The sequence below is a fragment of the Limnochordia bacterium genome, from assembly GCA_023230925.1.
In the GTDB taxonomy this organism is placed as follows: Bacteria; Bacillota; Limnochordia; order DUMW01; family DUMW01; genus JALNWK01.
On record JALNWK010000018.1, the window covers coordinates 13745 to 33888 of the forward strand.

Annotated in this window: 16 protein-coding genes and 1 pseudogene; 13 read left to right on the top strand and 4 right to left on the bottom strand. The window is 47.4% G+C overall.

The window, feature by feature from the left end; all coding sequences use genetic code 11:
• Window positions 1-137: 137 nt before the first annotated feature.
• The 5 genes from M0Q40_05780 (at window position 138) to M0Q40_05800 (ending at window position 8368) form a co-directional block, all read left to right on the top strand.
• Window positions 138-1373 carry an alpha/beta hydrolase gene (locus M0Q40_05780; protein ID MCK9222120.1) on the top strand — a complete coding sequence of 412 codons (1236 nt, stop codon included), beginning with the start codon at window positions 138-140 and terminating at the stop codon, window positions 1371-1373.
• A gap of 37 nt (window positions 1374-1410) precedes the next feature.
• Window positions 1411-2463: a LacI family transcriptional regulator gene (locus M0Q40_05785; protein ID MCK9222121.1), complete on the top strand. Its 1053-nt coding sequence runs from the start codon at window positions 1411-1413 to the stop codon at window positions 2461-2463.
• Window positions 2464-3539: 1076 nt separating this feature from the next.
• Window positions 3540-4817 carry an extracellular solute-binding protein gene (locus tag M0Q40_05790; protein MCK9222122.1) on the top strand — a complete coding sequence of 426 codons (1278 nt, stop codon included), beginning with the start codon at window positions 3540-3542 and terminating at the stop codon, window positions 4815-4817.
• Between the two features lie 977 nt (window positions 4818-5794).
• Window positions 5795-6628 carry a sugar phosphate isomerase/epimerase gene (locus M0Q40_05795; protein ID MCK9222123.1) on the top strand — a complete coding sequence of 278 codons (834 nt, stop codon included), beginning with the start codon at window positions 5795-5797 and terminating at the stop codon, window positions 6626-6628.
• 429 nt (window positions 6629-7057) lie between these two features.
• Window positions 7058-8368 carry an extracellular solute-binding protein gene (locus M0Q40_05800; protein ID MCK9222124.1) on the top strand — a complete coding sequence of 437 codons (1311 nt, stop codon included), beginning with the start codon at window positions 7058-7060 and terminating at the stop codon, window positions 8366-8368.
• 89 nt (window positions 8369-8457) lie between these two features.
• Here M0Q40_05800 and M0Q40_05805 read toward each other — a convergent pair whose 3' ends face one another.
• The 3 genes from M0Q40_05805 to M0Q40_05815 all read right to left on the bottom strand — a co-directional run bounded on the left by M0Q40_05805 (window position 8458) and on the right by M0Q40_05815 (window position 10739).
• Window positions 8458-8949, bottom strand: coding sequence for a flavin reductase family protein (locus M0Q40_05805; protein ID MCK9222125.1), 492 nt, complete (start codon window positions 8947-8949; stop codon window positions 8458-8460).
• Between the two features lie 134 nt (window positions 8950-9083).
• Window positions 9084-9899, bottom strand: coding sequence for an MBL fold metallo-hydrolase (locus M0Q40_05810; protein MCK9222126.1), 816 nt, complete (start codon window positions 9897-9899; stop codon window positions 9084-9086).
• Window positions 9900-10352: 453 nt separating this feature from the next.
• Entirely contained in the window at window positions 10353-10739 is a 387-nt protein-coding gene (locus M0Q40_05815; protein ID MCK9222127.1) for a metal-dependent transcriptional regulator, read from the bottom strand.
• A gap of 476 nt (window positions 10740-11215) precedes the next feature.
• On the opposite strand from M0Q40_05815, the gene M0Q40_05820 reads away from it, so the two are divergent.
• The 4 genes and pseudogenes from M0Q40_05820 to M0Q40_05835 all read left to right on the top strand — a co-directional run bounded on the left by M0Q40_05820 (window position 11216) and on the right by M0Q40_05835 (window position 15284).
• Window positions 11216-12784 (top strand): spore germination protein, encoded by a 1569-nt coding sequence (locus M0Q40_05820; protein MCK9222128.1) that lies wholly within the window; start codon window positions 11216-11218, stop codon window positions 12782-12784.
• A 62-nt stretch (window positions 12785-12846) separates the two neighbouring features.
• Window positions 12847-13950 carry a Ger(x)C family spore germination protein gene (locus M0Q40_05825; GenBank protein MCK9222129.1) on the top strand — a complete coding sequence of 368 codons (1104 nt, stop codon included), beginning with the start codon at window positions 12847-12849 and terminating at the stop codon, window positions 13948-13950.
• 62 nt (window positions 13951-14012) lie between these two features.
• A pseudogene (locus tag M0Q40_05830) lies at window positions 14013-15061 on the top strand (spore germination protein).
• Between the two features lie 10 nt (window positions 15062-15071).
• Window positions 15072-15284 carry a hypothetical protein gene (locus M0Q40_05835; protein MCK9222130.1) on the top strand — a complete coding sequence of 71 codons (213 nt, stop codon included), beginning with the start codon at window positions 15072-15074 and terminating at the stop codon, window positions 15282-15284.
• A 65-nt stretch (window positions 15285-15349) separates the two neighbouring features.
• On the opposite strand, the gene M0Q40_05840 is transcribed toward M0Q40_05835, so the two are convergent.
• Window positions 15350-16255, bottom strand: coding sequence for an AraC family transcriptional regulator (locus M0Q40_05840; GenBank protein ID MCK9222131.1), 906 nt, complete (start codon window positions 16253-16255; stop codon window positions 15350-15352).
• 136 nt (window positions 16256-16391) lie between these two features.
• Here M0Q40_05840 and M0Q40_05845 point away from each other — a divergent pair, with 136 nt between their 5' ends.
• The 4 genes from M0Q40_05845 (at window position 16392) to M0Q40_05860 (ending at window position 20132) form a co-directional block, all read left to right on the top strand.
• Window positions 16392-17096 (top strand): PIG-L family deacetylase, encoded by a 705-nt coding sequence (locus M0Q40_05845; GenBank protein MCK9222132.1) that lies wholly within the window; start codon window positions 16392-16394, stop codon window positions 17094-17096.
• A gap of 82 nt (window positions 17097-17178) precedes the next feature.
• Window positions 17179-18129: a glucosamine-6-phosphate isomerase gene (locus M0Q40_05850; protein MCK9222133.1), complete on the top strand. Its 951-nt coding sequence runs from the start codon at window positions 17179-17181 to the stop codon at window positions 18127-18129.
• A 249-nt stretch (window positions 18130-18378) separates the two neighbouring features.
• Window positions 18379-19080, top strand: a complete 702-nt coding sequence (locus M0Q40_05855) for a DUF3298 and DUF4163 domain-containing protein (protein MCK9222134.1) — start codon at window positions 18379-18381, stop codon at window positions 19078-19080.
• A 95-nt stretch (window positions 19081-19175) separates the two neighbouring features.
• Window positions 19176-20132, top strand: coding sequence for a dihydrodipicolinate synthase family protein (locus tag M0Q40_05860; protein MCK9222135.1), 957 nt, complete (start codon window positions 19176-19178; stop codon window positions 20130-20132).
• Window positions 20133-20144 lie beyond the last annotated feature (12 nt).

The window sequence follows — 20144 nt, forward strand, 5'->3', positions numbered from 1 at the left end:
TTCGAGGCAGGAATTATGCAGACGGTCTCGAATTTATACTGCGTAAGGGATAAACGTATATACTAAATTGAGTTTGCTATGGTGTAGAAGCACGTACCGTGAGTTTAGGGGAATTTTTCCACAGGGGGGGAAGGGTTGTGCGAGAATTAATAGTGATTCTTTGTCTTATGCTAATCATCCTTAGTCCTATTGGGGCAACAACGAGTGCCGATCCAATTGAGGCACTTAGAGGGTATCTAGACATGGATGCCACCAAGCGACCTCCATTATCTGAACAGTCTTTTGCAAAGCAGCCTTTAAACAGAGAGGAAGCCGAGTCGGCAGCTGCTTTGCTATGGGCTTCCTACAGAAAGCAGATCAGTGTTGAGCGGAAGGATATGATGGAGAAACAGGTCGTCTACGTAGGGACAGGGAAAGTCCGTCTTGAGATGCCCTTCTTCTATGAAGTGTTTGGCGAACCAGTGAATGGAATGCGCAGTCTCTACATTTCATTACATGGTGGTGGATCGACAAGTGTTGCAGCCAACGACCAACAGTGGGAGAACCAGAAGAAGCTTTATCAACTGGAAGAGGGCATCTATCTCGCTCCTCGCGCTCCCGCCAATAGCTGGGACATGTGGCACCGACCGCACGTCGATGTGTTGTTAGATCGGTTGATCGAGAATATGATTGTGTTCGAGAAAGTAGATCCCAACCGTGTATATCTAATGGGCTATTCTGCGGGAGGAGATGGGGTTTACCAGTTGGCTCCCCGTATGGCCGACCGTTTTGCCGCGGCGGCGATGATGGCTGGCCATCCTAATGATGCTGAACCCTATGGATTGCGGAACATTGGTTTTACGATTCAGATGGGTGGTCAAGATTCGGCATACAATCGCAATAGAGTTGCGGCGGAATGGAGTGAATGGCTTGATCAATTACAAACGGCAGATCCCGATGGGTATAAGCATTGGGTACAGATTTACCCCGAGTATGGTCATTGGATGAGTGGTGCCGACAGAATCGCCTTACGCTGGATGGCTCAGTTTACTCGGGATCCTTATCCGTCTCGGGTGGTCTGGAAACAGGATGATGTGACCCATACGCGGTTTTACTGGCTAGGTACCAGCCAGGGGGAATGTCGCCAGGGTAGAACGGTGATTGCGCATTATGAAGGTCAAGAGATTCATCTCGAACGCTGCGCTGTAAGACTGCTGCGACTAAGGCTCCATGATCGAATGATGGATCTAGATCAACCAATCCGGGTTACCTGGGGTGATGAGGTGATCTTTGAGGGTACCATACCCCGTACGATTGAAGCCATCGCCGCATCTTTAGAGGAACGAGGTGATCCGGAGTCCCTATGCTTTGCTGAGATCTGGCTTGCGATTTAGTCCATGGTTGAACTTAGATGTGTCTGGGGGTTAACAGATGTCTGTGTCATTGAAAGACGTCGCACAGGAGGCTGGTGTATCAGTTTGTACGGTTTCACGGGTGATTAACAACACCTATCGGCATAAAGTCAGCGACGCCACGCGGAAAAAGGTATATGCGGCGATGAGAAAGCTCAACTATGAGCCGAACTTAAATGCGCGGGCTTTAGTTAAGAAGCGTACATTCCTCATCGGGTTACTAGTATCAAGGCTGGTAGTGTCCTTCGTTTCGGATATTGTGCAAGGTATCCAAGATGAAGCAGATAAGCATAACTGCAGTATTCTGTTCTATAGTACGTATAACGATGTTGTTAAGGAAAAGGCATGTTTTGAGGCCTTGCAGCGGAAACGAGTTGACGGGATTATCTATATGCCAGGGGCCGCTGATTTTTGTACCAGCAACGAAGGGAAACGATACTTGCAGACCGTTATATCTGAAGGGGCTAGGATTGTTCAAATGTGCTCCAACTATCCCCAGATCGATACTCCCTATGTCGTAGTAGATAATGAAGCTGGCGGATATGTTGCCACTAGGCACTTAGCTTCCCTAGGCCATACTCGGATTGCCCATTTCCATGAGAGTGCCACTCGAGACGGGCAGGAACGATATCATGGTTATGTACTGGCTCTCGAGGGGGCTGGAATACCCTGTGATACCGAGTTAGTTAGACCTTGCCGCTATGATTGGCGTAGTGGATATGAAGCGATGCAGCAATTACTGGCCCTATCTAATCCACCAACAGCCGTTGTGGCGTGTGATGATATGTCGGCGTGGGGTGCCATGCAAGCGACACTTGATTACGGTCTTAAGGTGCCAGATGATGTAGCCATTGTTGGCTACGATGATGTGACCGTTGCTGAACTGCTTCCTGCTGCTTTAACAACGATACACCATCCCAAGGAGGACCTTGGTGCTCTAACCTTTAAGATGTTACTCAGACATATTGATGGAAAGCCACCACTGAACTATGTTCTTAAGCCGGAGCTAATCGTACGTCAATCGTGCGGGGCTAAGTTGTTGCCACGTTTCGAATCGTTCATACAAAAATAGCAAATTTTTTGTGGTGCAAGAGAAAGGAATTAAGTTGGTCTTGTCGAAATACTAGGTAGAGGGATAAACGTATATACCCAAACTGAGTTGGGTATCGAGTAATGCGGCTAGGGTTTCTCAAGACAAGATGCCTGGAGTGAAAAAGCAGGAGAAGCTTGCTATCATCGTGTTCTGGTGTTTTGCCAGTTTTAGGAACTGTGAGTTTCTTAGAAGCTAGCGACTTGGCATGCAGGACAAGAGAGGGACTTTCAATGCGTGAAGCCCGAATAGAGTATGCGGGTTACCTTGCATTTTGAAGATTTGGCGAAGTTGTGGATTGATGTGTCAATGGACTTGGGGTTGACAAGGTAACTTAACTTTGTGGTTTGTTGGGAGTTATAGCAGAATGAAGCATTGTTTCTGTGGAAAGCCATGGGTATCTTTGCAGGAGCTAGCGAGTGGATTGGGCAGATCTCAGATGAAGCTAGTTGTTAGCTTACTTCTGATGTAAATGGTACCTGGAAAGCTCCAAAATGTCCCGGGGATCGGTTACTGGAGCTTGTTGCAGACATTCATCGACTGATGACGGTGATGTGGACCCAGTTGGGGCTGCGATAGAAGTACGGTTAGGACAGGTAATCAGGGTTGTTTTGGGCACCCAATACATAGCGTAGTGGTCCCGTTCTGTGACCTAGACCACACATTATTGCTCGGAAGGACCACTACGCCCTATCCGAACCTGTGAATTGTTGTGGGTATATAGTAATTTGCTGGGAATCCAAACAAGTGCATAGATACTAGTAGATTCCGAAGACTTATAGTATACCCATGAAATCAGTATGTAGGCGGAAGGGTTTGGGAACGCAATCCAAATAGTTGCTGGGAAAGCTCCTTAAGTGTTGGGTGGACACAGAGTTACTGCGATAGACCAGCATCGGGTCGAGGTTAATGGGGGAATGCGATAGGACTTTTGGTATCTACACTTATCGGGACGGGGAGTGATGCCGTGGGCGAGGATGATTGGATATTGTCTTTGGTTGGAAGCTAGTAGGGGCTGTAGTTCAAGTGAGTAAGTCAATTAAGAAAGGAGACTACTAATGAAAGTAAGAAATTCAATGACCCTGAGGATCCTACTCGTGTGTATGGTGCTTCTCTTTGCATGGACGAGCAACTGCTTGGCAAAGGAAAGGCTCACAATTCACCTTGTCTCGTTGCATCCAAATGCGATCAAGTACATCAATGAGAACGTGATTCCCGAGTTTGAAAGCAAGTATAATGTCGAAGTCTCACTTGTAAAAGTGGACTGGAATACACGTAATGATGAACTGATTATATCGACCGCTGGGGGTATTCCCCCTGACATCTATATGAGCGGGGCAGAGCACATTAAGGAACTGGTTGATCTCGGTCTCATCTACCCGATCGACAAAGAGTGGGAGGCGTGGGAGGATAAGGACGACTTTTTTCCGGCGACCCTGGGAAGCTCTACTTTCGACGGACAACGGTACGGTGTACCTATTTATACTGCTCCCCGGCTTTGGTGGTACCGTAAGAATGTCTTCGATGAAAGTGGACTCGATAGTTCGCGTCCTCCGACGAATTGGACTGAGCTACTGAACACTGTAAAGCGACTTACTGAGACTGATGGGGCAGATAGAGTTCTAAGACAAGGATATGACCTGTCGAGAATGTATCCGGGCGATATGCATTCGGCCATTCAGGATTATATCGTGTATTTGTGGCAGGCTGGTGGCAAGCTAGTTGATGAGACGACGCGCCAACCCTTGTTTAATACAAACGCAGGTCGCGAGGCACTTCAGTTTATGGTCGATCTAAAGGAAACGGTCTTACCACCAGGAATGACGTTGGCTGCGGTTAGAGGAGCAGGGGGGGCATTTGTGCAAAGTAAATCAGCGATTTACCTTGCCGGACCATGGGTGCCAGCGGAAGTGAGGGATGTATTCCCTGATCAACTAGACGATGTCGGTGGGTTCTACAAGCTGGAAGGAAAAGGCGGCGCGTACAGTGTAGTATTCAGCGATTGGCTGGGCATCCACTCTGCGAGCCCGAACAAGGAGCTAGCCTGGCGGTTCATTCAGGCTCTGACTTCTGCGGAGACTCTTGTCGGTATGCATTTGTATACCGGACTCCTTGCTCCAAGACGGTCAGTGGTTGAAGACTTCGTGCAAGTGATGCCGGCTAGTCGGTACATCTACGAATCAATGGACTACATGCGCGCATTTCCGATAGCTGCTGACTCCATGGAGATGAGAGAGGCGTGGTTTGAGCAGTATACAGAGGTTATGGCAGGCAGAAAGGACGTAGATAACGGATTGGCAGAAGCGGCACGCGTATGGAGTGTTCTTGCTAAGTAGACCACTAGGATATTGATTGCCGGAAGTAATTGGTTGGACGGGTGTAAGACCCGTCCAACTGCACTGTTACGTTACGTATGACGCGTAACTAGCTACTGAGAGCTTCTTCAAGGGGCTGGCGATTGCAGACCACTAAGCAAGTGCACGAATATTCAATAACGTGGGACCTGCTGACCCAGTGTTCAGATGAACGAGTCCTACTGGGCTTTAGTAGACTGGGCAGACACGAGTGGTTTCGGGAGGAGACGCTTAAGATCTTGGGGGAGGTAGCACTAAGGAGCAGCGCATCAATACAAACGCCCTCAAAACAGCACTCGACACGTCAATAGCTACTGTTTTGGAGGGCGTTATGCTATTATCAAGAGCAAAAAGCTAAAGAAGTACCTATGCAGGAGCCGAATTAGTTCTGCTAGTTGGCTCGAAAACACAGGTATATTGGCGGTGAAGATTGTTTTTTGTGACAAGTGCCCCTAATCGGTATGCTGGATTAGCGGGCAATCTCGAAAAGATGCGAGGACTTCTTTTATGGCGATAAGATTCCCACTTTGAAGACCGACAATGGACCTTGGGCCATGGTTAAGGCTATCTACCAAACACGCCCAACTTACGCCATTCAGGTTCATCTATGCTGCTTTGTCAGAAAAGCGTTACATGCGGCGAAGACACGGTTACTAAAATTACCAAACCTCTAGACACCTCTACCAACGATTCATGAACAACGCTATAGGCTGACCCGAGATTGGTGACAGAAGGTCCGGCATGATCCACATTCCGGATTATTAATCCAAATTTAACTGGTTTCTGCCGCGAAAGGAAAGGAATTGCGATGTGTGTGTCGAAGTAATTACTCATGAAGCCAAGCGTATATCCTAAGTTTTTGGGATTGGTTGAATAAGGGTTTACAGAAGTAGGGTGCCAATTCGGACACTGGTATCGATACATATCGTGGTTATTGCATAGAAAGGGGCTTTGGGCGAATGAAGCTCGGATTAAGCATGTGGAGTGTTGTCAGTCTACACCGTCAAGGGTTTACTGTGGAGGACTTCGTAAGGCTTGCCTCAGAGTTAGGCGTCGATGGGGTGGAACTGCTTGACTATTTTTGGGCGGATAAGACAACTCAGCCCCAACAGATAGTTCAACTAGCTAAAGAGTGCAGTCTGGATATTCTAAGCTATGCGATTGATAATGATTTTGTTAACGCTGATTCCGCCATTAGACATAAGATGCAAGATCATGTTCGAAGAGAGATAGACTTGGCTGCGGATGTTGGTGCGCCAGTTGTCAGGGTGTTTTCCGGTAACGCCAAGCAAAACATAGATTTTGAAACTGGGTTTACTTGGATCGTAGAGGGTTTAAGCGAGGCCGCAGAATATGCAGAGACCAAAGAGATCATGCTTTGCTTAGAGAACCATGGTACCTTTGCTGGGACTAGTGCACAGATCGAACGAATCCTAGATGAGGTCGGTTCACCAGCTTTGACCGCTACCTTTGATACAGGTAATTTCATGCTTTGTATGGAGAACCCCAAAGAGGCCATTAATCGATTGGCAAAACGGGTCGGGCATGTCCATTTTAAAGACTTCAGGTATGTAGATAGCGACGAAACAAAGGGCGTATATACAGGCCTTGGCGGTACAAGGGTGAAGGGAACAGCAATTGGTGAAGGTGATGTAGACCTACCGTATATTGTAAAGGCTCTGCAGGAAGTAGGGTATCAAGGTTCCCTGGTGATTGAGTATGAGGGAACTGATGATGTGAAAGAAGACCTTAGAAATTCAGTTGCCTATGTCAAGGGTTTAATCTGCGTTTAAGGTGTGAAATCTGTGGTAGTGCAGTCTAAGATGCCCCATCGACACCAAAAAAGGTCTTTGGGTTTTGCGCTATTGCAGTACTGATTTGGGGCTGGGAAGGACGAGGAGCCCCGCAGCGCAAAAAAGTTAAATTACAGGAAGATAATGCTTGCATCCAGAATCTGCGGATTTGTGGAAAGAAAGTATCATTATTCCGTGGAACGACGCGTTACATTATGCCATCTTTGAGTTGCGTAAAAGGTGAAAGGGAGTGATGCCGGTCTAGGGTATTCTGGTATTGACGTCAATATGACGAATCAGTTTTATGTTTTGGTGCAGAGAGATGGGATGTGGAGCCAGTTATTTACGCGACCATTTGATAGTTGAGGAAGATTTGTAAAATAAAATACTCATTAGAAAATTAGGTATAATGCGAAGGGGGTATGTATTGTGAAACGACATGTTCTCCAAAGAGTTGTAGTTTTGTCTTTTGTGATACTGGGGCTTTTGCTCCCGCTTGTAGCTGATGCCGCCGATGAAGTTGAGATGATTATCTGGGTGAATAACTGGCAACAGAAGGTCATTAGTGGAATAAGGGACGTTGCCAACCTATTTGCAGAACGACATCCTGAGGTAAAAAGCGTTACTGTAGTTGAAGGAGATCAAAACAGCCTCGCTGAGCGTTTGACCTTGGGAGTTATTTCGAATACTCCACCGGACCTGATTGCCATGCCAGCACCTGCCGTACAGTATGCTTTGGCAGGGCTTCTGCAACCAATAGATGAGTTCTTAGCAGCTAGTGCATTGGTATCCCCCACCGACTATCCTCCACTTGTAGTTGAATCCTTTACAGCCAATGGCAGCTTATATGCATTACCCTCCTTAGAAGTGGGTCCCGGCCTGTGTCTTATTTACTCCAAGGATCTATTTGCGGAAGCTGGACTGGCGGATCGGGGGCCCGAGACGCTGGAGGAACTCTATCAAATTCACAAGAAAATGACCATTCTAAGTGCCGAGGGCAATGTAACCCAAGTGGGACTTCAACCCCTTGATGCCATGGGCACCGCGTACTTTCCCAGCATTTGGAGTACAGTCTTTGATTTAGATTGGTACGACACCACTACTAACAAAGTTGATATGATGTGTTTCGAACCAGCCGTAGAGTACATCAAACGTATCTATGATACCCCGGGCTATGAGCTAATCATAGGGGCTGGTACCGGAGGATGGGCTGGTGCAGCAGCAAGCAGACGTTTAGCTATGCAAATAAACGGTTACTGGCTGCCGGGTGAGCTTAGGGGACTTGGTGTAGATCCTTCAGCGTACGGATATACTTGGATGCCAAACGTTACAGGCGATAAAGCTACAGCCATCGCGCCATGGGGTTATGGTATTCCTAGTGGAGCACAACGTCCTGATTTATCCTTTGCCCTTATGGAGTTCTTTGCCTCGGCAGAAGCTTCTCAGATGATGTTTAATGCTTGTGGCTATCTCAATGGGAATATGACGGCAATCAGAGAACTAGATATTAGTGGGCTGCCGGTTGTAGCTCCAATCGTGGCAATGTTTGACGAAGCTGACCGGATTAACGCTCCTCCTCCGGTGCCCATGTTAGAACAGATCCGTGCACGTGTTCGCAACGAACTTGGCGCGGTGTGGCGTACGGAACAACCGCCAAGGATCGTCTTAGATAATTTGCAGAAGCTTATACAACAGGATATTGATGAAGCTTTAGCTCCCAAAGTAAAAGCTGAGCAATAGGTTTTTCAAGCTAACCCCCGGAGCCGGTGTAGTTGGCCGGCTCCGGAAACGATTTCGGGGTGATCGCTTCGCATGATGCTCAGAAGGGGCTAGAGAAACTCGAACATGCTGAAATCCAAATCACCATTTTTCTTGATTAGATGTGGATCTGCATGAACATACTCCACTTTACCCACAAACATTTCGTGGGATCCGGTTACGATAGAGTTGACGACGCGGCATTCAATATTGACTGGGCAATCCACAAGTATTGGTGCATTGACTCTGATACCATCGCCTAATCTTGCGTTGATGGCCTCTAGTTTGTCTCCATCTCTGCCACTGTGAGAGCCAAGGTAGTCAAACAGTGCCTTGTTGTGGGTGCTAACGAGATTAACAACGAAACAACCGGAATCCTTGATCAAACGGTAGGAATAACGGGAAGGGACTATTCCCACCATTACCATAGGAGGGTCATAGCTGCAATTGCAGCAGTACGCAACGGCTAAGGCATTGTTCTCTCCATTGACTCCCTTGCACGAAACCAGTATGTTAGGCCGTGGTTGTAGGCATGATTTAAAGTTGGCAGGCATCTTATTCACATTAGTCTACGTCCTTTCATGGGTCTTAATTATTTCCCCTGGTACATGAATATCTCTGAGTCTGGTACTCTGACTTCTCTTTGAAGGCATCATCACCTTTTAGGCGCTGCCCTGGATTGGTTTTGCTAGAGAATCTAAAGTTCTAGCACATCCCCTGTTGTTAGGATCAGGCAACGTTCTTCTAAAGCTCGTTTCATCTCACTAATGGCCACTATTCCAGTACAGTGCAGGGGTACGATCTTGCTTATGTTCGAGTTTAGCATATACTGGATTATGAGCTGCACCCTGAGGGAAGTTGCTTTTTCCATATGCATACCAGCAAATAGGGCATAGATGGATTGGTCGGGGAACATTTCTTGAATGTAATCAAGGCAACTAATAATACCAGGATGACTGCATCCAAGAAAGACAACAAGTCCCTTGGATGTCTCAATAATGAGGGCTTGTTCGTCAATGAAATTGTCTACTACTATCTGTCCGGAGCTTTCCTTGGAAAAACTTTGGGGCGTGTCTTCAAGGTCTGTTGAGATCGGTATTTCGGTAAGCAAATGCACTCCCGGATAGGGACTCAACTCCTTCTGATTGTAGAACAGTCTATTTCTAATAATGGGGTAATCATCTATGTTCCACGAAATGCCGATTGATTTTCCTGAACCAGCGTTAAAACGCTTTTCAAAGGCCGCTGGGTGTACATACACCATAGGGAATGTGTCCATGTGAGGGAGGTGGATCAGTCCGTCGCAGTGATCGTAGTGGCCATGGCTAAGGATAATGCAGTCTGTTTGTGCGAGATCGATCCCCATCAAACCGGCGTTATGACAGTATACTGAAGACTGACCGGTATCAAACAGTATCTTTAACTCTTGGTGCTCAACAAAAATGGACAATCCATGTTCGGCAACCAGACCTCGCTTGTTTACAATGTTGTCAGCTAATATGTAGACCTTCACACATACCACCTAGATCCTTCGATTGAATTTGGAATCAGTATGGCCCACAAGTATTATCGTAATACCACTAGGACGTTTCCCCCATTGTGGTAGCAAGGTTTGCTTGTAAGGGTTATACTAACGAGTCTCACTTTGTTTTGAGGTCTTCCTTCCAGCTTATCCTTAGTTTGTGGGTTTGCCGTTTCCTGCACAGGCTTTTCCATCATGGTACATGAAAACATAATCGTTCAGGCAAACTTGAAACAGTCCAGATAGGACAAATATTAAGGTGTGCGCTTTCCCTATCTACTCGTGGAATTTGCTCCCTTTGCTGTAATCCCGCATCTTCATAGAACCCGCGCGCCGTGGTATGGATTTGTGGACGGCCAATTATCCATACTACGACACCGAGGGAGACAATCCCTATTGGTGGATCGCGATCTACGCCCGGGCCTAGCAACACTGTAGTGAGACTTAATGTCTTTGGTTACATACATTCTTAAGATACTCTTCGAGCTTTCTTGCCGTCTCTGCGCTGATCGTATGCTCCATATGGCAGGCTTCGTTGATTGCTATAGTCTCCTCAACGCCCAGTACATCAACCAAAAAGGCCTTAATAATCCTATTGTGTTTTTTCACCTCTTTGGCAGCCTGTTTACCATCGTCCGTGAGAGAGATTGCGCCGTATCGTTTTTTGGAGATATAAGCCATATCCTTGAGTACATTCATCGCTCGGTTGACACTGGCCCGTGACACATTGAGCTTACGTGCAACGTCTACGGAGCGGACGGGTTCACCGCCTTTTGACAGCTCCAGCAAAGCTTTGAGGTAATCTTGAATGGAAGGCGTTACCTTTCGCATATGCACACCGCCGACAATCATTTGCCTCTGATCATTTTAGTGCCACACTCTGGGCAACTAGTCGAAGTACAAGGTGTCCCTTGTTGATGTGGAATCTGTGCTCCACATCTTGGACACACGCAGAATCCACCCGGTCCTGCGGTCCCACCACGGACACCGCCTCTCCTACGTCCGGTGAGACCTTTGCTTACTGGACCTGTTCCGTCTCCTCTGGGCAAGATCATCATCTCCCTTGGGACTTACCCCTTCCCGAATTCTTCATCCAGTTACTGGTGTGCGTTTACGACAGTCTCATGTGTTAGAGCCACGTTATTGACATATGCCCATAACTTATTCTACTTCCATTATGAGCGTATGTCAACAACTCTATTCTCGGAGTTCTGTGCCAAGGATGGCAATAGAGTCTAGAGAATTGTCCGGGTTGTTCTGGTCATACTAAGAGTAAAACCCAATGAGAATGACTCGGAGCAAGTACTATGATTAAGCGTCTTATTTTACGACTATTTTCCAGGAAATGCGAACCAATTGTCCGCAACTCAAGAATCGGGGTAAGGATCTCTCCGGTTCTTGCCAAAAACCTACACACGATCAAAACGCTTTTCGAGGATGCTGACGATGTCACCGTACGGGAGTTCAAAGTCGGGGGAAAGGGTACTTCCGCTGCTGTAGTCTATATTAGTGGTATGTTGGATAATGAGGTCATAAACGCTCAACTGCTTAAGACTTTGATGTTAGATGCCCGTCAAATCAAGCAATGGGATGAACCGGACCTATTGGATAGGATTAAGGGCATGATTACCATCGGTGATCTAAAGGAGATTGAATCCTTCGACGATGCAGTGTATTATCTTCTGGCTGGTAAGGCAGTCTTATTCGTTGATACTGTCTTTAAGGCGTTGGCTATCGGGGCCCAAGGCTGGGAACAGCGAGGCGTGGAACAACCGGTGGCCGAAGCGGTCATCCGGGGTCCAAGGGATAGCTTTTGTGAGTGTGTAACCACGAACATAACGCTGGTTAGACAAAGACTAAAGGACCCAAGCCTTAAGATAAAAATGTACCTATTAGGTCGTAGAAGTCGGACCGCTGTTGCTTTAGTCTACATCGCCGATATCATAGATCCTGGGATCTTAGAGGAGGCTCAAAACCGGCTAGACAAAGTGGATATCGATTCGCTTACGGATAGTGGATACCTAGAACAGCTAATCTCGGATAGTTGGTGGTCGCCCTTTGATACAGTTCAGGCAACTGAACGTCCTGATGAGGTGGTAGGTGGGCTTCTAGAAGGTCGATTTGCACTCATCTGCGATAACTCTCCCTTCGTCATCCTCGCGCCCACAACGATCAATACACTCATGCACTCACCGGAGGACTACTACATATCTTGGTCCGCTAGCACCATCATTCGCATGGTTCGATTCGTTGGTTCTTTTCTGGCCTTGACCTTACCAGCTGTCTACATCGCGTTAGTATCCTATAACCCGGAGATGATTCCCACTACCCTAGCTTTGACCATTGCCGCAGCCAGAGACGGCATCCCCTTTCCTGCAGTGACTGAAGCCTTTGTGATGGAGTTGATGTTGGAGCTACTAAGGGAGGCGGGTATCCGTCTTCCTGGACCAATTGGTCAAACCATTGGTATTGTGGGCGGTATCATCATTGGCGATGCCGCTGTGCGGGCGGGATTGGTAAGTCCTGTAATGGTTATCATTGTGGCAAGCACTGCCATAGCAAGCTTTTTGATTCCCACCTATAGTCTCACCATTACAGTGAGGAATCTACGCTTTTTCCTGATGACCATGGCCGCGGTTTTGGGCTTATTCGGCGTATCTATGGGCATGCTGGTGATCCTAGTCCACTTGGCTACGTTAAAGAGCTTTGGAGTCAGTATGCTTTCCCCATGGAGTCCCTTGCGGATCAGAGCCTTTCAAGACACTGTGATTCGTTTTCCGTGGTTGGCCATGAAAGCTAGGCCCAGGTATCTTCATCCCCAGGATCCTGATCGACTCTCTGATAGAAGGACTGACCAGTTTGGTGATCACCCATGAGCAACCTCAGATTACATCTCCTGTTCCTCTTTTGTGCAGTGCTTCTTTGTGGCTGCTGGGATATGCGAGATATTGAAAAACGAGCAAATATTATTGCTATTGGTATCGATTTTGCGGAGCCAGAAGCAATGGAATCGGAGACGGAAAAACTTCTTCAAGGTCCAGCAATTATGTATCGGATGACCCTAGAGATCCCGAAGCTGCGGAAACTAGGCAAAGAAGGCGGGGGTGGAGGAGACGATGGATTTACGTGGGTCCTATCGTCCACTGGTACTAGTTTGGGCCAGATTAGCTCATTGTTGGATCACCGGATCTGGAGATCGCCATTCTATGGTCATACGAAGGCTGTGATAATCGGTGAGGAACTGGCAAGAGAAGGTATCAAAGATGTGATTGATTACCTGCATCGACATCGGGATATCTCTCGGCGAATGAAACTTCTGATCTCCAACGGAAAGGCAAAGGATGTTCTTGAGGTCAAACCCGCGATAGAACCTTTGCTAGGAGTATATCTAGACAATCTAATCGAGTTTGTAACCTTATCAGGGAGGGTTCAGACAAAGAGCTTTGGTGAGGTAGTGCAGGAATTGGTTGAGACTGGAAATGCTCTTCTCCCGCGGGTTCGGCCAGCGGAGGATGAAGCAGTAGTTGGTGGCTCCGCGGTGATCAAGAATTGGCAGCTTGTAGGATGGCTCGGCGAGGTTGAGACGGCGGCCACTGTACTGGTTCAGAACCGTATTAAGGGCGGAACCGTTATTGTTGGTAATCGCGCCGAAGCGACAGGGGAGGTTTCCTATTTCCTACGGACTGCCAAGACAAGCATTAAAGCCTCACAGGGAAATGGGCAAGCGATATTCAGACTAGATATCCAAGTGGAGGGGGACATCATTGAGCAGATCGGTGGTGGTAGCTTAATGGATCAACAGCTGCTTAGCTCCATCGAGAAAATGGTTAACGAGAGGCTTCGGGGGCTTGTGCTAGATGTGATTAGGAAGCTGCAATCTGAGTTTCGAGTGGATGTACTAGGTTTTGGGAGGGCACTAAGCAAGCAATTACCTGAGTTCTACTTACAGGTAAAGGACCAGTGGGACGATGTCTATTTTCCAGAGGCTAGTTTTCAAGTTACAGTTGAAGCCAAGATTCGCCGCATCGGTGTGGTCGACTAAAGGAATAGGAGTTCTATATGCTAGAAGACAATGATCGGATTTCCACTTGGCAAGTCGCCCTGATGCTGTTTTTGGGAGCCAATGCCACTGAAGTACTTAAGCTACCGAGGACTCTCATGCAGGAGGTAGGTCCGGCCGGTTGGCTAAGCCTAATCGTCAGTCACTTTGCTGTCTTCGTGCCGATTCTAATTATGATCAAATTGGGTCAACGTTTTGAAGGGCAGACGTTTATGGAGTACAATGGGCGTATCGTAGGCAAAGGGATCGGCGTTTGTCTAAGCCTGTTACTCATTCTGCTTTGGTTGGTTACATCAGCCCGGGTTGTCCGTTCCTTTGCCGACGTACTCAAGTTATTTGTCTTACCCAATACCCCTATTGAGGTAATCATTCTTACTATGCTCTTGGTTAGTGCCTATGCAGTAAACACGGTATCGAACCAGTTGCCCGGATACTGGAGATCATTTTTTCATTGACGTTCTTGCTTGTTACCGCTGTATTTTTATTCTCCCTTAAGGAGATCGATTGGACAAACTTCCTGCCTCTATTAGGCACAAAAGTAGGCGATGTAGTCTGGACGGGAGTGAAGCTCGGTATTAGTGACTATGAAGGGTATGAGGTATTTCTAATAATATTGCCCTTCATGCTGATCCCTGGGCGAGCACCTAAGGCCGCTGTCTTAGGATTAGGCTTGAACCTGGTATTTCGCCTAATGATTCTAGTTGCCACTGTCGGGGTATTTGGGATGCACACCGTGGATTTCCTTTGGCCTGTGGGTATGTTAGCCAAGTTTGTGGAGGTGCCCGGCGGGATCTTCGACCGATTGGAGGTAGCATTCATGATCATCTGGGTTTCTGTGGCGTTCAGCAGCACTATGCTCTACAATTACTTTGCATCCCTAGGTCTATCCAGACTGATGCAGTTTAAAGAACAATCCTTGTTTACCTTTGCTTTGGTGCCCCTTTTGTACATCATCTCTTTGATTCCGGCCAATGAGATAGCTACGGAAATGCTAACCCGACTAGAACAGGTTCTTGCGGTCTCGATTTGTTTTGCTACTCCCTTGTTGTTGCTTGGGTTCTCTTGGGTATTTGGCATCAAGGATGAAACTTAGGGGGATTAACATGCTCAATCGGTTGGCCCAAGCATATGGTTTTAGGACCATGTTCATTGCGGTGTTCTCTGGAGCCTTGGTGTATTTTGTCGATAGCCGTCAAATGCGTGCCAAGAGACTAGAACGGGAAACTAGGTTCGCCAGGATAGTAGGCTTAGGCTATATGATCGGTGGGCCCATGCTTTGGTTAGGGATCCACTTGGTATTGCGATGGATGGGTTGAATAGCAGATCTGAGTCACTCCAAAATATGCAGTGGCGGCCAGTACTCCCGAGACGAGACAATGAGTTACCGAGCATAGGAGTCTAGCTTGGCCTTCAGACTTGAGCGGTACGTAGTAGGAGACATGCTAGTGTGTTTTTTGAAGCAGCGGGAGAAGTAGTGTACGGAGCTAAACCCCAGCAATTGGGATATGGCGGTCATGGTATGCTTTTCCTCCCGGATCAACCGTTTTGCCTCTTTGATTTTGAGTTCATTGTGATACTGTATGACAGGTTTTCCTGTGTAATCTCGAAATGTCTGCTTGAGGGTGCTCTCTGACATCTGGAAGATCTCACTTAGCTGGGCGATGGTTACGGATTCCTGTAGGTTATCCTCGAGAAAACGAGCAACCTCAGGCATAGTCCCGTGGGCCACACTTTGTGCAGATGACTTGAGTACCCGTTCGGATTTTGCCGTACAGAGATTCTGACGGATTAGATCAATTAAGAACAGCTCGAGCAGATTTTTGTACCTTTGCTCTGCCCCCAAGGGTGCTTTTCTGTTTTTGTACATCTTCGATTTAAAGGGCACATCAAAGGGTCCCTTGAAAGCCTGCATGCCCTCGACCATCAGCTCGGATAATGCAAGTTTCTGTTCTGGGGATATCTGCAGGATGCGGTTCTCGAAAAACCTCATCTGTGGGCTGGAGGTATCAAAGGATGTGATGAAGACATTAGGCGCGATGACCCCGTTACAGACAATATTATGGTACTCATCGGGTTTATGGAATATCATTTCATCTTTCTTGAGCAACAGGATCTGCTGGCCAGCGGTTACCTCGATTTCGCCCTTATCGATATAAACAAGCTCCCAAAAGGGATGGGACTCACCTTCGTAGTGAAAGTCCTTTGTGAACTCAAAGTAATGTATGGTCACAACGGCTTCAATAGATATGACCTGTCTTAGTCGCTGCTTGAAATACCTAGTAGCCACGTAGATAACCCCCTTTTGTCCAATCGGACATTGTCTGTCTTCATTATAGTGTCTTTTTGTGCAAAACAAAAGTACTTGTGTCTAAATACGCTACTAGGAATATGCCCTATGATACTCACAAGGAGGTGTTGAACGTATGCGTGTACTAGCTATTAGCTGTCATCCCGATGACGTAGAATTAACGTGTGCAGGGACCTTGGCTCGGTACAAAGAGCAGGGTCACGATGTGTTCGTGTGTCATGTGGCAAATGGCAATTTAGGGCATGCGGTTATCCCACCGGATGAGCTAAGAAGTATTAGAAGTAAAGAGGCTAAAGTATCCGCTTCGATGATTGGTGCGGAGGTCATCACCTGTGATATTGGTGATCTACTGGTATATGAAGGGCAAAGGGAACAACGGGACAAAGTAGTCGATGTCATAAGAAATATTCAGCCCGACGTGATTATTACCCATAGTCCCACCGATTACATGCCTGATCATCTAGCTGTTAGTAGGTTAGTGTTTGACGCCACCTTTGCGGCAAGCGTTTCCCATTACCAGACGAAGGTCAAGTCCAGTGCCGCCCTAACCCCAATTTACTACATGGATACATTGGCAGGGGTGAACTTCAATCCCACGGAATACGTGGATATCACCAGTACAATCGAGCTGAAACTACAGATGTTGGCCGTCCACGAAAGTCAGATAAAATGGATGCAGGTCCACGACAACATTGATTTCCTTGAATTTGTGCGCACATGTGCTAGATTCCGGGGTCTGCAATGCGGAGTGGGGTATGCCGAGGCTTTCACCCAGTGCCATGCTTGGCCGCGCTTAACAACAAAAAGACTGCTTCCCTAGGGGTAAGTGGTTAAGTGACAATACTTCGTAGGTCCGGTGAGAATATTCAAAATTAGCAGTGTCAAGAGGAGGGATGTTTAGAATGGATTTTATGCGTACAGTCGAGAATTCTATGTTGGATGGGTTTTACCCAAAGGGTTGGGATATGGCCAAGATCGATCGTTGTTGTGCCAATGATCCAGAGCGCATTTTCGAAAGACAGTCCTTCTGGCATGAAGGATTTAGCCCTTTGGCGTGTGAGAACGTAGCTGACTTCAATGTCTACATGGGTCACGAGATTGCTTCGCAGATCAGAAAAGCAAGGGAGGAGGGCAGGAAGCTTGTGCTTATACTCCCAGTAGGACCTATGGGGATGTATCGATGGGCTACCTTTTTCCTTAGGGAATGGGATGTGAAGTGCGATCACGTCTATGGATTTAACATGGATGAGTGGAGCGATGCCCAGGGGAATACCTTACCTTCGGATAACCCAGGGGCGTTCCAAAACGCAATGAACAAGGCCTTCTATGGTCCCTTAGGCGCCCTTACAGTTCCAAATAGTCAACGGAACTTTGCCACGCAAGAGGGTCTGCCCCAGTATGGGGAGAAGATAGCGCGCCTGAGGGAAGAACAAGCCAAAGTCGTACTGATCTTCGGGATTGGTCGCATGTGCCACATTGCTTTCTGGGAGCCCCATTTTGCTGAGGACTTTGTCAGTATGCAGCAATGGAAAGAGCAAACCTACCGTTTGGGGGCGAAGCTTCATCCCCTCACCATTGAACAGAACGCGATTACCAGTTTCAAAAGCCGAACGACCCTTGTTCCCTGCAGAGCTAACACCATTGGACCGGGCATTTTCCTACAGGCCGATTATATTATTGGTGGTTGTGACGGTGCATTGTCTAGGGGGATGCAGTGGCAAGGGATGAGTCTGTGGACGACCTTACGGTATGGCCCGGATATGTGGATACCTTCCACATTTATGCCCACTCTGCCGGGAAAGCTGTTTTTCTTAAGGGAGTTGGCTGGTCCCCTTACCGCGGACTGCAACTAGTAAACGCGGGGCGCCAATTATCAATAAAGGCTCAACAAAGCAATGGATGGGAGCCTTGAAGAAGCAAGTCTTAAGACGAACCGGGTGGCCGTATTTCCCCGGTTCTTAGTTCTATATGCTATCCCACCGAGTCCACACCTATCAAAGACATGTTATTTTAAACTGAATAACGAAGGGATTGCCCTATCTAGCGGAGAAGACATCCTGTGGCTATCTGTGATCGGCTAACGTAAGGAAAGAGGGCATACCATGAAAAGTAAGATATTTGCAGCCGCTTTGATTATTCTCTTGTTGTCCACATTTGCTGTCCATGGTCAAGGGGTAACAGTCAAGACAGAATGTATTGAGGAGGAGTTACCAACCATTGAAATCAGCTTGAAGATTCCGGTTTTGGTGGGTGATTTCCCCTGGATCGATGCGATGAACCGGCTGTTTGCCCGGTCCCGGGAGTATGTAGTAACCCTCAAAGATGAAGCAGAGAAATGGCATGAAGAAGCATCCCAGGCGGATTTGCCCTGTTGGCCCTACGAGGCGGTGGCCGACTATGAAGTGATGCACAACCAAGAGGGATTTCTCAGTCTGGTTCTTACGTTCTATGAGTATACCGGGGGAGCCCATGGGATGACTTACCGACAGGCATATAACATTGAGTTGGTTACAGGTAGAATACTAGTCTTAGAAGACCTGTTCATGACAGATGAGTTTAAGGAGTCCATCGCACAGCGCATTACTCAGGAGCTGACCGAGCATCCCGATGGATATTTCATCACGGAGTTTAAGGCGAAGGATCTCGATAGAACCCAGCCTTTCTACCTGAAAGAAGGAAACTTGGTGGTGTTTTTTGGTCTGTATGAGATTGCTCCCTATGCCGCGGGGATGCCAAGTTTCTCGATTCCCTTAAGAGAACAAGAGTCTAGCCTTCGATACCCGGTGCTCATGGGAGTAGACTAAATATCCGAAATCCACCAAGCAGGAATCTGCCACAGATGTGACGAAACTATTAAGGGACCATTAAAGGACATAGATGTTTTTAGGAGGTTTGTGGGGTGACTGAACAAAGGAATAAGATAGGATACATGATCAGTAATCACATTATACCTGCGGTGCCTGTGCCTTTTACTTCCCAAGGGGACATTCACGAGGCGGGGCAGCAGTCCTACGTAAGGTGGATGAGTAAGCAGGATATTGGTGGTGTGGCCCTCTGGGTACACACAGGGAGAGGCTTGTTGCTTTCCAAGGAGCAACGGGAGAAAGTGTTTGCAGCTTGGAAGGATGCCCTTCCCAATAGACTCATCATCTGTGGAGCCGGTGCTTCACCAGGCTCCGGGTCCTTTACCACTAAGGTAGCAGAGGCCCGGGCCATGGCCGCGCATGCTAAAAAGCTTGGAGCAGATGCCCTATTGGTGTTTCCACCTAATTTTGCTACGACAAAGGAAGAGATCATTGACTATCACAGGGAAATTGCCGATGTGGGATTACCTTTGGTTCTGTTTTACTTGTATCAGACGGCCGGTGGAGTCTCCTACAGTCTTGCTCTGCTAGATGAGCTTATGGCCGACCGGAGGATAATTGGGATTAAGATGGCCACCCTAGACTCGGTGGTTACCTATCAGAATGTGGTGTTTCATCTGCACCGAAGACACCCTGACAAGTTAGTCATAACTGGAGAAGACCGGTTCTTGGGATATTCTATCATGCTTGGTGCAACGGCTGCCCTTATTGGTCTTGGCGCAGTCTGTACAGGGATTCAGGTGGATATGCTCAAGGATCATATCTCTGGCGACTTTGATCGGTTTATGCGTAATTCTGATGCTATCGATCATTTTGCACAGGTTGTTTTTGGAGACCCAGTGGAAAAATATATCATTCGATTGCTCCATATTTTATCACTCGAAGGGATTATTCCAGCGGAGAGCGTCTATGATCCAGCGGGCTATCAGCTAGATGATGCCGAGAAAGCATTGTTAAATAAAACCTTGCAGGATTTGATGAATGTATTGTGACCTGGAGGATTA

Coding starts and splice junctions, on each gene's coding strand:
- M0Q40_05785 (MCK9222121.1), top strand. CDS start 1,411: ATGTCTGTGTCATTGAAAGACGTCGCACAGGAGGCTGGTGTATCAGTT.
- M0Q40_05790 (MCK9222122.1), top strand. CDS start 3,540: ATGAAAGTAAGAAATTCAATGACCCTGAGGATCCTACTCGTGTGTATG.
- M0Q40_05795 (MCK9222123.1), top strand. CDS start 5,795: ATGAAGCTCGGATTAAGCATGTGGAGTGTTGTCAGTCTACACCGTCAA.
- M0Q40_05815 (MCK9222127.1), bottom strand. CDS start 10,739: ATGCGAAAGGTAACGCCTTCCATTCAAGATTACCTCAAAGCTTTGCTG.
- M0Q40_05820 (MCK9222128.1), top strand. CDS start 11,216: ATGATTAAGCGTCTTATTTTACGACTATTTTCCAGGAAATGCGAACCA.
- M0Q40_05825 (MCK9222129.1), top strand. CDS start 12,847: ATGCGAGATATTGAAAAACGAGCAAATATTATTGCTATTGGTATCGAT.
- M0Q40_05835 (MCK9222130.1), top strand. CDS start 15,072: ATGCTCAATCGGTTGGCCCAAGCATATGGTTTTAGGACCATGTTCATT.
- M0Q40_05845 (MCK9222132.1), top strand. CDS start 16,392: ATGCGTGTACTAGCTATTAGCTGTCATCCCGATGACGTAGAATTAACG.
- M0Q40_05850 (MCK9222133.1), top strand. CDS start 17,179: ATGGATTTTATGCGTACAGTCGAGAATTCTATGTTGGATGGGTTTTAC.
- M0Q40_05855 (MCK9222134.1), top strand. CDS start 18,379: ATGAAAAGTAAGATATTTGCAGCCGCTTTGATTATTCTCTTGTTGTCC.